This window comes from Flavobacterium sp. UBA4197, from assembly GCF_002379575.1.
Lineage (GTDB): Bacteria > Bacteroidota > Bacteroidia > Flavobacteriales > Flavobacteriaceae > Flavobacterium > Flavobacterium inviolabile.
Window position 1 is genome coordinate 45,530 of sequence record NZ_DFUB01000004.1, and the last position, 13,587, is coordinate 59,116.

Below are 13,587 nucleotides of genomic sequence, written 5' to 3' on the forward strand. Positions count from 1 at the left end.
GAATTAAGATGTTTAACGTTCCACGTGGAACATTGCAACTTTCTCATCTTCTTTTGCACGCATTAAAAGTTCGTCTTTTTCAGACTTATCTTTATAACCGCAGTAGTGAAGTATACCATGAATGATTACTCTTTTGATTTCTTCATCAAAAGAAACGTTGAAATCTAAGGCATTATCTTTAACTCTTTCAATAGAAACGAATATATCACCGTGTAATTCGTTTCCTACACTATAATCAAAGCTAATGATATCCGTAAGGGTATCATGATCCAGGTATTCTACATTGATTTTATGCAGGTAATCATCGTCACAAAAGATATAATTGATCTCTCCTTCATGTTTTCCTTCGGATGCAATGACATTAGAAATCCAATTTTCATATTGGGATTCGTTTTCTAATTCAAAGTCGGTTTCGTAATTAAAACTAATCATCTTTTCTAAAATAGGTTTGCACCTTTTGATTAAAATTTGGGCGCAAAGGTAAGCTTTGTCTATTTAAAATCTCTACACTATTCAAATATTCTTTCAGTGCCGCAGGTAATTGGTTATTAGTACTGTTGAATTCCTTTTTATTGGTTTGCGACTGTCTTTTGTTTTCTTCTCCCTGCTGCTGTATCGCATTGTCTAATTTTAAAAGCTCGTGTTTTAAATTCAGCATCTTTTGTAAGGTTTCATTTTTAAAGCCTTTGTTCAGCAATTGCTTTTCAATGTCTTTCATTTGCCGCAAGGCATTCTGACCGTTGCCACCCATTCCTTCTTTCTCCAATGCTTTTTGTAAAGCTTCCCGCAAACGCTGCTGCTCTTTGTAAATTTCTAAAACCTGACCGGCATCTCCTTCTCCATCCTGTCCGTTTTCTCCATCATTTCCTTTTTGTCCGTCTTTACCACTTTTACCATCTTTACCGCTTTTATCCGGTTTGCCGTCACCAGGCTTTTCACCTTTCTTCATTCCCTCTTTCATTTTTTCGCTTAAGCCTTCCTGCTTTTTAATGATATCCGGCAACTGCATTCCTTCTCCTTTTCCTGGTTTTGGTTTTCCTTTTCCACCGCCAGACATCTGCATTTGCATTTCCATCTGCATCTGGTTCATGATGTCACTTAAAAAATCGGCCAGTTTGTTAGAAGCTGTGATCGTGTATTGCTGATGCGACACTCCTTTTCCAATGTTGTTATCGGTAAAGCTTGTGAGGGATTTGTCAACATTGTAATGTACGTTGCCCACTTCATTCGTGATAAGATCGGTGATCTTCGGGTTCCGTAATGACAATGCAAACAAACTGTCATCAACATGTTTGAACTGTAATTTTAAATCCTGCTGTTTTTTTAACAGCTTATTAAAGCCTAAACTTCTGTCGCCGGATGATTTGAAATTCTTCATCAGATCTTCCTGAGAAAAAGAAAATGCCAGAAGGTTATCTAAAATTTGTCGCAGCATTTTAGCATCTTCTTCCATTTGTTCCATTTCGCCGGATTCCATAGAAGATTGCATTTTCTGCGCCATCTTCTGCATTTTCTGTGCAGCTGATTTTTGTTTCGGTTTTGCCTTGGACTGGTTTTGCTTTTGCAATTCATCTGAAGCATTTTTCATGTCTTCCTTGATGTCTTTCTCTTCCTGCTTGTCGGAAGGAATATCTATCGGAGCTTTTAAATCTTCATTTTGTTTTTCCAGTTCTCTTAATTCTTCCTGTAATTTATCAAACTCAGAATTGATCTTATTCTGATCTTTCTGGTTGTTGTCTTTACTATCGGATAGTTTGTTTTGTTCCTCACTGAGTTTATCCAGTTTACCGGCCAGCTGTTCGGCTTTCTTTTCTACATAAAATCTTTTGGTCAGCTCAACCAGCTGCTCCAGATTTTTAGATTGATTTTTAGAGTTCTGCTTGAACTTATCTATTTTTTCAAACAGTTCTTCTTCTTTTAATTTGTTTGTTAAGTCTTCTAATTCTTTTAAAAGTTTTTCATTTTTTTCGAGCTCTTTTTCATTTTTCTCCAGACGTTTCATAAGCTCGTCCTTGAATTCATCTTTTTTCTCCGGATTAAATTGCTGCAGGTTATCTTCCAATTTCTTAGAAAATTCTTTCATCATTTCATCCTGCTGTTTCTGACGGTTAATAAAATCCTGTACTTTTTTCTGGTCTTTAAAATCAAGATTTGTTTTTTCCTTTCCTAATTTTTGCAGCTTGTCTAACTCCGATAATTGTTTATCCTGGTTTTTAATAGATTTTTCAAGGCTGTTAATATTACTGTTTTGTTCCTGCAAAATCTTATCTTCTTTTTCATCAGCCGTTAATTCTCTATGGGAAAAAACCGAAGATTTTGAACTTTTGAAATTATGCAATGCATCGTTATCAAAAATTTCAAAGTAATAATCATAGTCAACACCGGGCTGAATATTCAATCCGTTCGGAAAGGTATAAACAAACTGATCGAACGTTTCTTTTTTAACCGGGATTGTTCCACGATAAACCTGAGCCGGATTATTTTTAGGGTAATACACAACAAGCAGCTTCGTTAATCCGTAATCATCTGATACCTGACCTAAAACAACATTCTTTTTCAGTTTTAAAGTATCCGGTGCCGATTGTACGGATATAGTAGGAAACTGATCTTTGATAGTTGTAATCTGGTATTGCAACTTTTCATGGTTTTTCACCTTTTTGTTTGAAGTAAGTATCTGGTATTCTGTATTTTGATTAATTCTTTTCGATAAACTAAAGGTATTGTCTGTAATATTGAATTCATTTGCTTCGTTTGCACTTTTCCAGGCTACCGAATTTGTAGCCAGCGCATTAACTTTCCAGGTAACCGTTGTTCCTTCCGGTACCACTGCATTACCGGTACCCTGTACTCTTTCCGCTTTTTTGCCAAGGTAGGCAGGAAACGTAAGAATCATTTCAAAATTAGCAATGGTCGGAACAGCGACTACATTTAATTCATAGGTTTTTGAAGTTACTTCATTGGCTATCAGCCGGAAGTCTATATTCTTATTGGTTTTCTCAAAACGGTATTGAAAAACTCCGGGTTTAACACTTTCCAGATAATAGCTTTCATTACCGAGGGCAATCATGGCATTCTCCGGAATTTTAGTACCAACAGTTTTTACCTGTAAGATAAAATCCTGTCCCTGCTCTGATGTCAGCGAATTGTTTACAATCTGAAATTCAAAAGGAGCCGGTGGCAGGTATTCTTTTTTGTAGTGCACTACCCTGTCCAGACTTTCGGTGATCAGTTTTGTATTTCCGGAAACCAGAAAGAAAAGTAAAAACAATAACGGGACTATTGCATACGGCAGGTATTTGATATTCTTTTTAAAATTAATGGCATTACTAAACGGAATGGGCTGCAGGGTATTTGCTTTTTGCTCAATGGATGCAGCCAATAATTCTGATTGTTCCGATTGACCGGACAGCTGCAGGAAATTAGTAAGCTTATCGTTTACTTCCGTAAAGTGATTTCCAATAATGGCAGAAGCCTGGGAATAGTCAATTCCTTTTTGCAGTTTGAAAAGTTTAAACAAAGGAAACAAAATGAAACGCAGTAAAAAGAAGATTTCAACAGTAATGAACAGCCAGAACAATATTGTTCTTCCCACTGGGGAGAGCCATAAAAAATGTTCCACGAGCAACGTGAACAAAAAGTAAAGCAGTCCTAAACCAATGAAAAGAATAATTCCTTTCAGTAACTCATTCGTATAAAACTTTTTAATAAAGTCTTCAAGCTTTTGAAATATCAAATTTTTCGTTTCCAAATTCCGTAAATTGTTTATAACCGATAAAATTACAATTTTAATTGAAACGAAAAGGAACTATTTCATTGCATCAAACAACAGTACAATTGTTCCTTTTTCAAATTCTTGGAAGAGATTATCAAAGGATAGTTTTCAACAAACATTAAAATAATAAAAAAAAGAAATTTAAAATTTTAAAAAATTATTGTTGTTATTATAGCTTGTTAATTGTGGCAATAACTTTATTTTTTTTAGGATGATTTTGGAGTTATACAATTTTATACCGCTTTATCAACAATGTTATTTGAGGTTAATTCTTTTAAAATGAAGTGTTTTTAAAACGTTATTAACAATCGTTGAAAAACCAGTTTACTTTGAAATTATTAATAAGTTTACTTGTTAATTTCTGTTAATAACTACTCACTAACTTTTAATAACTCCAAAGCAAATTTTTAAAAATAGATTTGGTAGTTTCATCCGGGTTTTGGATTAGTCTTTTTTTCGATACAACCAAAAATCTTTTATAATTTTCTATCTAAAGTTATAAACAATATATGTTAACTTATAATTAACTGAAAATCAATACAATGTAAAGTTGTATTAACATTGTTCAATTTTAATGTTAAAATGATTAAAACTTAACTGGTTTTCAGCATATTATGCTTTTAATAATTCAATTTCTGCTTTTAGAATACTACACTTAATTCAACAGGATTATCTACTTGTTAGCAATATTGTAATACAAAGGTATTTTTAATGGGAATGCCTGCGGAAAATATTTTTAAAATAGGATGAACAGAAAATGAACGATACTATAAACATTATTAATTGTTCAATTTTTTAAATAGTTGGGTATTCAAATTGGCATAATTGTATCTTTGCGTAAAATTTTTAAAAAATGTCAAAGCCAGTTCGTGTGCGATTTGCACCCAGTCCTACGGGACCTTTACATATAGGTGGTGTAAGAACCGCTTTATTTAATTATTTATTTGCTAAAAAACATGGCGGTACCTTTTATTTAAGAATAGAGGATACCGATCAGAATCGTTTTGTTCCGGGAGCGGAAGCTTATATTATGGAAGCACTGGAATGGTTGGGTATTGCTCCGGATGAAACTATCGGTAAAAACGAAAAGTTCGGACCTTATCGTCAAAGCGAACGCAAGGCCTTATATAAGGAATATGCAGATCAGTTATTAAATTCCGGATGGGCATATTATGCTTTTGATACAGCCGAAAGCCTGGATCATTTGAGAAAGACCGCAGAAGAAACCGGTAAAACATTTATATACAATCATACTGTTCGGGAGCAATTGGATAATTCGCTTACCAATGCTGCAGAAAAAGTTGCCGAGCGTATTGCTAACGGTGAAGAGTATGTGATTCGTTTTAAAACGCCTGTTGATGAAACCTTGCATTTAAACGATATCATTCGTGGTGACATTAAGTTTGAAACGAATTTATTAGACGATAAAGTATTGTTTAAAAGTGATGGTATGCCAACGTACCATTTAGCGAATATAGTAGATGACCATTTAATGGAAACTTCACATGTGATTCGCGGTGAAGAATGGCTGCCTTCTCTCCCTCTGCATGAATTGTTATACAAAGCTTTTGGCTGGGAAGCACCTAAGTTTGCACATTTACCGCTGATATTAAAACCGGTTGGTAATGGTAAGCTGTCCAAACGTGATGGTGATAAGTTAGGATTCCCGGTATTTCCGTTGGATTGGACAGATCCTGTTTCGGGAGAGAAATCGTCCGGTTACCGAGAAAAAGGTTTTTTCCCAGGAGCGGTTATTAACTTTTTAGCTTTATTGGGATGGAATGACGGAACCGATCAGGAGTTATTTTCTTTAGAGGAACTGATAGCGAAATTCGATTTGAACCGTGTTCATAAAGCCGGTGCAAAATTTGATCCGGAAAAGAATAAATGGTTCAACCATCATTATCTGGTAAAAGAAAACAATGCATCACTGGCAGAAAAGTTTGATGTGATTTTAAAAGAAAAAGGTATTACTGTTGAAAAAGTGTATGTTGAAAAAGCAGTGGCTTTGGTAAAAGAACGCGCTACGTTTGTAACTGACTTATATGATTTGTCCGATTTCTTTTTTGCAGCACCAACCGCTTATGATGAAAAAGCAGCTAAAAACTGGAAAGAAGATACAGGAACTATTATGCAGGAATTAATCTCTGTTATTGAAAACATTGGTGATTTTACTTCCGTTACTATAGAAACGATTGTAAAGGACTGGATGACGAAAAACGAGATAGGAATGGGTAAAGTGATGCAACCGTTCCGTTTGAGCCTTGTAGGGGCTTTAAAAGGACCACACTTGTTTGATATCGTGGAAATGATAGGTAAAGAAGAAACCGTACAGCGAATACAAAAAGCAATAAGTACGTTATAAATATGATGAAACCTCCAATTTATTGGAGGTTTTTTTCTATTATTTTGTATCTTAACCGAATTAACCTTTTAAACTACATTCTTATGTTTAGTTATGCCATTATTATTATAGTTGTATTTCTTTTTTTAGCCTCCTTCTTTACGGTTAAGCAACAATCGTCTGCAATTGTGGAGCGTTTCGGGAAATTCAATAGTATTCGCCATTCCGGATTACAATTAAAAATTCCGGTTATTGACAGGATTGCAGGAAAAGTGAATTTAAGAATCCAGCAATTGGATGTCATTATTGAAACGAAAACAAAAGATAACGTGTTCGTTAAAATGAAAGTTTCCGTTCAGTTTAAAGTAATTCAGGAAAAAGTGTATGATGCTTTCTATAAATTAGAATATCCGCATGATCAGATCACTTCTTATGTATTTGACGTGGTTCGTGCCGAAGTTCCTAAATTAAAATTAGATGATGTTTTTGAAAGAAAAGATGATATTGCTGTAGCTGTAAAACGCGAATTAAATGAAGCGATGACTACTTACGGTTATGATATTATCAATACACTAATCACGGATATAGATCCGGATATTCAGGTTAAAAATGCGATGAACAGAATTAATGCTGCCGATCGTGAAAAAACAGCTGCCGAATATGAAGCAGAAGCAAGCCGTATCCGTATTGTAGCCAAAGCCAAAGCAGAAGCGGAAAGCAAGCGTTTACAAGGTCAGGGTATTGCCGATCAGCGTAGAGAAATTGCACGTGGATTAGTAGAAAGTGTGGATGTGTTGAATAAAGTAGGTATTAATTCACAGGAAGCCTCTGCCTTAATTGTGGTAACACAGCATTATGATACGTTGCAGGCAATAGGTTCCGATACCAATTCGAACCTGATCTTGTTACCGAATTCGCCTCAGGCCGGTAGTGACATGCTTAACAACATGGTAGCTTCATTTACAGCTTCAAACCAGGTTGGTGAAGCCATGAAAAATGTTCAGAAAAAGAAAAAGGATGACGGCGCAAGGCCAAATCACGATACTCCGATTCAGGAAGAAGAATAAAAAATATCAAAAGAAAAGAGGCTGTAAAGCCTCTTTTTTATTTGAATAACCTGTTGAATATAAAGCTAAGAATAAGATTTTGTATCGTTCCCGACCTGGTGAAAAAAGAACCTACAGAACCCATAAATCCGGATGTAAGAATTCTGGGAGTAAGATTGTCCCTGGTTTTTTCAACAGCATATACCAGCCGTTGATAGTCCAACTCTTTTTGGATTTTTAATATTTCCAGTTCACGATTGATTTCATCGTATGATGAATATTTCTTTTTTTCCATAATTAGTCATTGAAAAAGAATTCAGAGAATTTTTCAAGAATCGGGCCTTCCACAATTTTATCTTTGATATAATATACAACGATACATAAGATTAAATATAAAATTCCAACGATTAAAAAACCAAGGGCATAACTGCCCAACAGGTTTCCTAAAGCAAAAGCTCCGGCAATGGACAAGAAAAGTACCATCAACATCAAAAATATACTCAAAAGGAATATTTTAAGTATCATTGTTGTTGATTTCATGGCTACTTTAAAAAACCATAGTTTATAGTAAGCCACGTTGCTTTCCAATAATGCTTTGGCATTATCCTGAATCTGCTCGGTATTTTCTTTTAATTTTTCGAAAGCCATAGCCTACTATTTTGTTGCTTTAGCGTGCTGTTTTTTTAAATCTTCCAGTTTTCTTTCCAGTGTGGCAATTACATCTTCTGTTTTATTATCCACATTGGCTACTAAATGATCAAATTCAGATTCTAAATCAAATTTAGCTTTCGAGAATTTATTTTTAAGGTTATGGGTAGCTTCATTAAATTTGTCTTTCAGATGATCTGTTTCTCTGTCGAAACCATCTTTAATTTTTCTTCTTGTTTTAGAACCTTTATCCGGGGCGAATAGTATTCCTGCTCCAGCACCGATAGCTGCTCCAGCCAAAAGTGCCAATAATGTGTTTCCTGCGTTGTTTGACATAATCTCACTTTTTAAAAATTAATAATTATAAACTTACGAAAATAAAAACGGCTAATACGTTAAAAAGGCGTTAATAAATTCTTGTTTATTTCAAAAATTCAATTAGAGGCTTTATTTTGAATCATATTTTTAAAGATAAGAAAATATATTAAGGAAAAATAATAATTGATTTTAAGCTTTTATTTAAAGTCGGTTTTAATAGTTTTTAAATATTAAAATTATAAAAATAATAGATAATGTATATAATAAAAAAAGACTCCGTTTTAGGAGTCTTTCATAGTTATTTTCTATTTGCCTTTTCTTCGGCTCTTAATTTTGCAGAAGTTTTAAAATCTCCGGTATGGGACCAACCCGGCGGGTAAAAAATATATTTTAAGCGGTCGGTAAATTTGATTCCCGGTTGGGAAGCATCTTTCCAGATATCTTTCCATTCGTGGAAAACAATATTCAAGGGACCTTTGTCTTTTATTTCGGAAGTTAAACCAAAACGAACTTCTTCATAGTTGGGATCTTCTTTTTCAAATGTTCCAAAAATCCTGTCCCAGATAATTAAGCCCATTCCCATATTTCTGTCCAGGTATCTTGCATTGGAAGCATGGTGTACACGGTGATGAGAAGGTGTTACCAATATCCATTCCAATATTCCCATGCTTTTCACGGTTTTCGTATGCACCCAGGTTCCATAGATCTGGATAATTGCATAAGCGGCCATAATGTGCCACGGATCAAAACCTAAAAAGGCTATGGGTGAAAAGAATAAATAACGGTATAACGGCTGTAAAACCGGGGATCGGAATCCTGTTGTAATGTTAAAATACCCTGAATTGTGGTGTGTTACGTGAACAGCCCAGAACATTCTTGAATGGTGGTCTACGTAATGGTGCACATAATAGGCAAAGTCCTGCAGCAGGAATACGCCAATCCAGTACCAGATACTGTTAAATTCCAAATCAAAAATGCGGTGCTGATAGAAAAAAAACATCACCCCTATCGCAAAGGCTTTCATGATAATGTCCAAACCGTAGTTCAAACAAGCCATGTAAATATTCGTTAAGGTATCTTTTGTTTCATAGAATTTCTTTTTGTGAGAACGACTATAAAACATTTCAAACAATATGATAATAATGTGTAAAGGTGCTGAGTACAAATAAACGTTAGCAACACCTTGTTCACCTAAAAACTGATCCAACATGATTTTATTCTTTACTTTCTAATTTTGCCCATGTATCCCGCAGGCCTACGGTTTTGTTAAATACTAACTTTTCAGCAGTACTTTCTTTATCGACACAGAAATATCCTAAGCGTTGGAATTGGAAACGGTCCCCGTCAACAGCTGTTTTCAGGCTTGGTTCCAAATATCCGGTAATCACCTCTAATGAATTAGGGTTTAAAAATTCTTTAAAATCAATCTCTTTGTTTCCATCCGGGTTTTCATGTGAAAACAAACGGTCATAGATTCTTATTTCTGCCGGAATAGCATGTGAAACGGACACCCAGTGAATAGTACCTTTTACTTTTCTTTTACTGGCTTCTGTACCGCTGCCACTTCTACTCTCTTCATCATAAGTAGCGTGAATTTCTGTTATATTTCCTTCAGCGTCTTTTACTACGCTTTCGCCTTTAATAATGTAAGCATTTTTCAGACGAACCTCTTTTCCAAGAGTAAGACGGAAGAATTTACTGTTTGCTTCTTCCAGAAAGTCTTCTCTTTCAATATATAATTCTTTAGAAAAAGGAACTGTTCTATAGGTCATAACTTCTTCTTCCGGATTATTTTCTGCTTCCAGCCATTCTTCTTTTCCTTCCTGATAATTGGTAATTACCAGTTTAACCGGATCTAAAACAGCCATGACACGCGGAGTTGTTTTGTTTAAATCTTCACGAACACAGAATTCCAGTAAGGAAACGTCAATCAGGTTGTCGCGTTTGGCAATACCAATGGTATCGGCAAAATTGCGGATAGCAGCCGGTGTATAACCGCGTCTTCTCATTCCTGAAATGGTTGACATTCTCGGATCGTCCCATCCGGTAACATGCCCGTCCTGAACCAATTGTAATAATTTACGTTTACTGACAACGGTATGGGAAAGGTTCCGGCGTGCAAACTCACGTTGTTTAGGACGTGTTAAATTAGTATCGATAATCTGGTCTAAAAACCAATCGTATAATTCTCTGTGAGGTAAAAATTCCAGTGTACAGAAAGAATGGGAAATCTGCTCCAGATAATCACTTTCGCCGTGTGCCCAGTCATACATTGGATAAATACACCATTTATCACCGGTTCTGTGGTGGTGTTTGTGTAAGATTCGGTACATGATAGGATCACGCATCAGCATATTGGTCGCGGTCATATCTATTTTGGCTCTCAAAATATGTGTTCCTTCTTCAAACTCACCGTTTTTCATACGTTCGAATAAATCCAGATTTTCTTCAATGGAACGATTTCGGTAAGGACTGTCCACACCAGGTTGTGTAGGTGTTCCTTTTTGTTTCGCCATTTCTTCAGAAGTCTGACTGTCAACGTAAGCTTTTCCTTTTTTAATTAGGGCAACTGTCCAGTCATACAACTGCTGGAAATAATCGGAAGCATAGCATTCATGCGCCCATTCATATCCTAACCATTGTACGTCTCTTTTAATAGCATCTACATATTCCTGCTCTTCCTTAGCCGGATTGGTATCATCAAAACGCAGGTTTACAGGCGCCTGATAATCTAATCCAAGTCCAAAGTTTAAACAAATTGAACTGGCATGCCCAATGTGTAAATAACCATTAGGTTCTGGCGGGAAACGGAAACGTAATTTATCTTGAGATAAACCATTTTTTAAATCTTCCTCAATGATTTGTTCGATAAAATTTAATGATTTTTCTTTTGTTGACATAAAATAAAATTAGAAAGGCAAAGTTACCAAAAATGTTCATTATAAACTCATTTCTTTGAATGCTTATTCAACGAATACGTTCCAAAAAGTTGTACTTTTATCCATTGAAGGAATAACCAATAATTGAATACATTTAAAATGGGAATTATTAAGCTGAAAAACATCAGAACATTTTCTTTTCACGGTTGTTTGGTAGAAGAAAGTAAAATAGGTTCTGATTATAGTGTTGATTTAGAAATAAAAACAGATTTAAGAAAATCATCGGAAACAGATGAGTTGGAAGACACCGTTGATTATGTTCATTTAAACCGTATCGTTCGTGAAGAAATGGCTATCCGTTCGAAATTATTAGAACATGTTACGAAGCGTATTATTGTAAGAATTTTTAAAGAAATTCCTGCTGTTTCCAGAATAATTGTAGCCGTTTCCAAGCTAAACCCGCCTATTGGTGGTGATGTGGAAGCCGTAACGATACAAATGGAAGAATACAGAAGTTAAAATATTATTGATAACGAGCGAATTACAAAATATACCGAATAAATTATCAATTTAGGATTTGGAATTAAAAATATTTTAGTAAGTTTGCCCACCAATAACACTGGCATCGTGGCCGAGTGGCTAGGCAGCGGTCTGCAAAACCGTCTACAGCGGTTCGAATCCGCTCGATGCCTCAGAATTAAAAAAAGCTGTCTTCTGACAGCTTTTTTTGTTTTTATATCGTTTGGATGTATAAAAGACTTACTTTTTTTCTTCTATTTTTTCTAAGGTATTTTTTACAAACTCTTTTTCTTTAGGAAACCATCCCTGAATCATTAAAACCATCCCGAAGACCATTAATAAAACACTGCTGAATTTTTTAACCCGGATAATGTTCGTTGGCGTTAATTTTTTACGCAATTGTTTTGCCAGCATGATTTTACCGATATCGGTAATAAAATAAGAACCGATTACAGCACTAAAAAAGGTGAGCATTCTGCCGGCTTCCATGTCCAGTTTTGGACCGAAAGTAATAATGATGGCCAGCCAAAAACCAAGTACGCCAATATTAATGAAGTTTAATAAAAAGCCTTTTAGAAAGAGGCTCAGGTAATCTTTTTTAATCAATTCAACCACTTCCTCATCTTCATCTATGGTTTTACTTTTTCTTCGCAGTTTAAAGAAAGTAATCATACCATAAGTAAACATCAGGATGCCCCCGAAAAGAAATAATGCCGGATCATCTTTGATACTCTGGATTAAGCGGACACTACTAAAATATGCAATAGCAATAAAAACAATGTCTCCCAGAATTACCCCCACATCAAAAGACATAGCGGCACGAAACCCTTTAGTGATACTGGTTTCCAGAAGAACAAAGAATACGGGTCCAATCATGAAACTTAAAAAGAATCCTAACGGAATACCGGTAAGAATATCATCAATCATTGAAAGGGTTTTAAGGTGAATTATAAAAAAAAACCTATTAAGAAATAGGTATCTTACAAAGATAGATGAAAAAATGATTTTTCTCTTTAGTTATGCTATTTTGATGTTATTTAACGCCAAAAAACCCACAATCCTGTAGGATTTGTGGGTTAAAAAGAGTCAACAAGTAATAAATCTAGTTCTTAACCACTTTTTGAGTGAATACTTTCCCTTCGGATTGAACGCTTAAAAAATATATTCCAGAAGAAAGATTCGAGCAATCTACGATAACGGATTTATCTGTAATGGCAGTTTTAACCGTTTTCGTTTGCCCTAATGCGTTTGAAATTGAAACCATGTCAATAGCAGCGTTATCATTAGTGATTGTTAACAAGTCGGAAACCGGATTCGGAAAAACGGAAAGAGTATTTTTATCAAAAGATTCAGTACTCAAAGCATTGGATATTGTTACATTAAAATCTAATGTTTCCCCATTGGCATATTGCTGGCAAATAGTTACCGGCAATGCAGGATTTGAAAAAAACACATCGTCATCTTCCACTACTCTTACTCTCAATCTTGTTGTACCGTTTTGTGCACTTGCCGGTACTGTAAAAGAAAATGTTTTACTGGTCACATTCATGTTCATATTAGGATCGTTTATCCGGTCATAATAACCAATACTTTCTCCTGTATCAAATGCATTGTTTTTGTTGTAATCAATCCAGGCATCAATATAATGCATAGTTGATCCGTTAAAGTTGATAGTAATGTTTGCCTGGGAATTTTTAGGCAGATCCTGTGCGGCAACAGTATTGTAAAATTGATAGTTTGGAGCTGCACTTTGGACATTTTTAGTAATTAATGTTGCGTTTTTCAAAACAACTGATGTTATAAAATAATCGGGTAAAGCAAAAGGCTCATTGGAATAATTAGAAGCACAATAAGGACTTGGACTTGCTGTTTGCGCAAAAGAAAAAGTAAAGGAAGTTAACAGTAATAATAAAGTAATTTTCTTCATTCAATATAGGTTTTTAGTTTTTTACAAATCTATTTTTGAAAAGATTATAATCACCATATTTGCGGTGGACAAAAAAGAGGACATCCCATTTTTAGGGGCCTGGGATAATTATAAAAAGATTTATTTCGCATTTT

At 35.0% G+C, this 13,587-nt stretch carries 12 protein-coding genes and 1 tRNA gene; 4 read left to right on the forward strand and 9 right to left on the reverse strand.

The window, feature by feature from the left end; translation table 11 throughout:
• Positions 1–12 precede the first annotated feature (12 nt).
• Both ybeY and B3394_RS01305 read right to left on the reverse strand, forming a co-directional pair.
• A complete protein-coding gene (ybeY, locus tag B3394_RS01300; RefSeq protein ID WP_286912172.1) occupies positions 13–432 on the reverse strand; it encodes an rRNA maturation RNase YbeY in 420 nt (139 codons plus the stop codon).
• Entirely contained in the window at positions 425–3,748 is a 3,324-nt protein-coding gene (locus B3394_RS01305) for a DUF4175 family protein (RefSeq protein WP_414654220.1), read from the reverse strand. Before B3394_RS01305 ends, ybeY begins: the two co-directional genes overlap by 8 nt.
• Before the next feature lie 877 nt (positions 3,749–4,625).
• Between B3394_RS01305 and gltX the strand changes: the two genes are divergently transcribed.
• Together gltX and B3394_RS01315 are read left to right on the forward strand one after the other, a co-directional pair.
• Positions 4,626–6,137 (forward strand): glutamate--tRNA ligase, encoded by a 1,512-nt coding sequence (gene gltX / locus B3394_RS01310; protein WP_286912176.1) that lies wholly within the window; start codon positions 4,626–4,628, stop codon positions 6,135–6,137.
• Between the two features lie 83 nt (positions 6,138–6,220).
• On the forward strand, positions 6,221–7,183 hold the full coding sequence (locus B3394_RS01315; protein WP_177730944.1) for an SPFH domain-containing protein: 963 nt from the start codon (positions 6,221–6,223) through the stop codon (positions 7,181–7,183).
• Between the two features lie 37 nt (positions 7,184–7,220).
• Here B3394_RS01315 and B3394_RS01320 read toward each other — a convergent pair whose 3' ends face one another.
• From B3394_RS01320 to B3394_RS01340, 5 genes are all read right to left on the reverse strand, one after another.
• Positions 7,221–7,457: a DUF6327 family protein gene (locus tag B3394_RS01320; RefSeq protein WP_177730942.1), complete on the reverse strand. Its 237-nt coding sequence runs from the start codon at positions 7,455–7,457 to the stop codon at positions 7,221–7,223.
• Positions 7,458–7,459: 2 nt separating this feature from the next.
• Positions 7,460–7,810, reverse strand: a complete 351-nt coding sequence (locus tag B3394_RS01325) for a phage holin family protein (protein WP_177730940.1) — start codon at positions 7,808–7,810, stop codon at positions 7,460–7,462.
• A gap of 6 nt (positions 7,811–7,816) precedes the next feature.
• Complete coding sequence (locus tag B3394_RS01330; protein WP_177730938.1) at positions 7,817–8,146, reverse strand: YtxH domain-containing protein; 330 nt, start codon at positions 8,144–8,146, stop codon at positions 7,817–7,819.
• Positions 8,147–8,426: 280 nt separating this feature from the next.
• The gene (locus B3394_RS01335; protein WP_177730936.1) at positions 8,427–9,338 is read right to left on the reverse strand and encodes a sterol desaturase family protein; all 912 of its coding nucleotides are present in this window, start codon (positions 9,336–9,338) and stop codon (positions 8,427–8,429) included.
• Positions 9,339–9,342: 4 nt separating this feature from the next.
• The gene (locus tag B3394_RS01340) at positions 9,343–11,028 is read right to left on the reverse strand and encodes a glutamine--tRNA ligase/YqeY domain fusion protein (RefSeq protein WP_286912177.1); all 1,686 of its coding nucleotides are present in this window, start codon (positions 11,026–11,028) and stop codon (positions 9,343–9,345) included.
• Positions 11,029–11,166: 138 nt separating this feature from the next.
• On the opposite strand from B3394_RS01340, the gene folB reads away from it, so the two are divergent.
• Positions 11,167–11,526 (forward strand): dihydroneopterin aldolase, encoded by a 360-nt coding sequence (folB, locus tag B3394_RS01345; protein ID WP_177730932.1) that lies wholly within the window; start codon positions 11,167–11,169, stop codon positions 11,524–11,526.
• Between the two features lie 102 nt (positions 11,527–11,628).
• Positions 11,629–11,699 (forward strand) — tRNA-Cys (locus B3394_RS01350).
• A gap of 67 nt (positions 11,700–11,766) precedes the next feature.
• Here B3394_RS01350 and B3394_RS01355 read toward each other — a convergent pair.
• Both B3394_RS01355 and B3394_RS01360 read right to left on the reverse strand, forming a co-directional pair.
• Positions 11,767–12,453 carry a LysE family translocator gene (locus B3394_RS01355; RefSeq protein ID WP_177730930.1) on the reverse strand — a complete coding sequence of 229 codons (687 nt, stop codon included), beginning with the start codon at positions 12,451–12,453 and terminating at the stop codon, positions 11,767–11,769.
• A gap of 175 nt (positions 12,454–12,628) precedes the next feature.
• Positions 12,629–13,453, reverse strand: coding sequence for a T9SS type A sorting domain-containing protein (locus B3394_RS01360; protein ID WP_177730928.1), 825 nt, complete (start codon positions 13,451–13,453; stop codon positions 12,629–12,631).
• Between the last annotated feature and the right edge of the window lie 134 nt (positions 13,454–13,587).

Bases quoted from the DNA above. Each gene is read 5' to 3' on its own strand.
- ybeY (WP_286912172.1), bottom strand. From the start codon at position 432: ATGATTAGTTTTAATTACGAAACCGACTTTGAATTAGAAAACGAATCC.
- gltX (WP_286912176.1), top strand. From the start codon at position 4,626: ATGTCAAAGCCAGTTCGTGTGCGATTTGCACCCAGTCCTACGGGACCT.
- B3394_RS01315 (WP_177730944.1), top strand. From the start codon at position 6,221: ATGTTTAGTTATGCCATTATTATTATAGTTGTATTTCTTTTTTTAGCC.
- B3394_RS01320 (WP_177730942.1), bottom strand. From the start codon at position 7,457: ATGGAAAAAAAGAAATATTCATCATACGATGAAATCAATCGTGAACTG.
- B3394_RS01325 (WP_177730940.1), bottom strand. From the start codon at position 7,810: ATGGCTTTCGAAAAATTAAAAGAAAATACCGAGCAGATTCAGGATAAT.
- B3394_RS01330 (WP_177730938.1), bottom strand. From the start codon at position 8,146: ATGTCAAACAACGCAGGAAACACATTATTGGCACTTTTGGCTGGAGCA.
- B3394_RS01335 (WP_177730936.1), bottom strand. From the start codon at position 9,338: ATGTTGGATCAGTTTTTAGGTGAACAAGGTGTTGCTAACGTTTATTTG.
- B3394_RS01340 (WP_286912177.1), bottom strand. From the start codon at position 11,028: ATGTCAACAAAAGAAAAATCATTAAATTTTATCGAACAAATCATTGAG.
- folB (WP_177730932.1), top strand. From the start codon at position 11,167: ATGGGAATTATTAAGCTGAAAAACATCAGAACATTTTCTTTTCACGGT.
- B3394_RS01355 (WP_177730930.1), bottom strand. From the start codon at position 12,453: ATGATTGATGATATTCTTACCGGTATTCCGTTAGGATTCTTTTTAAGT.
- B3394_RS01360 (WP_177730928.1), bottom strand. From the start codon at position 13,453: ATGAAGAAAATTACTTTATTATTACTGTTAACTTCCTTTACTTTTTCT.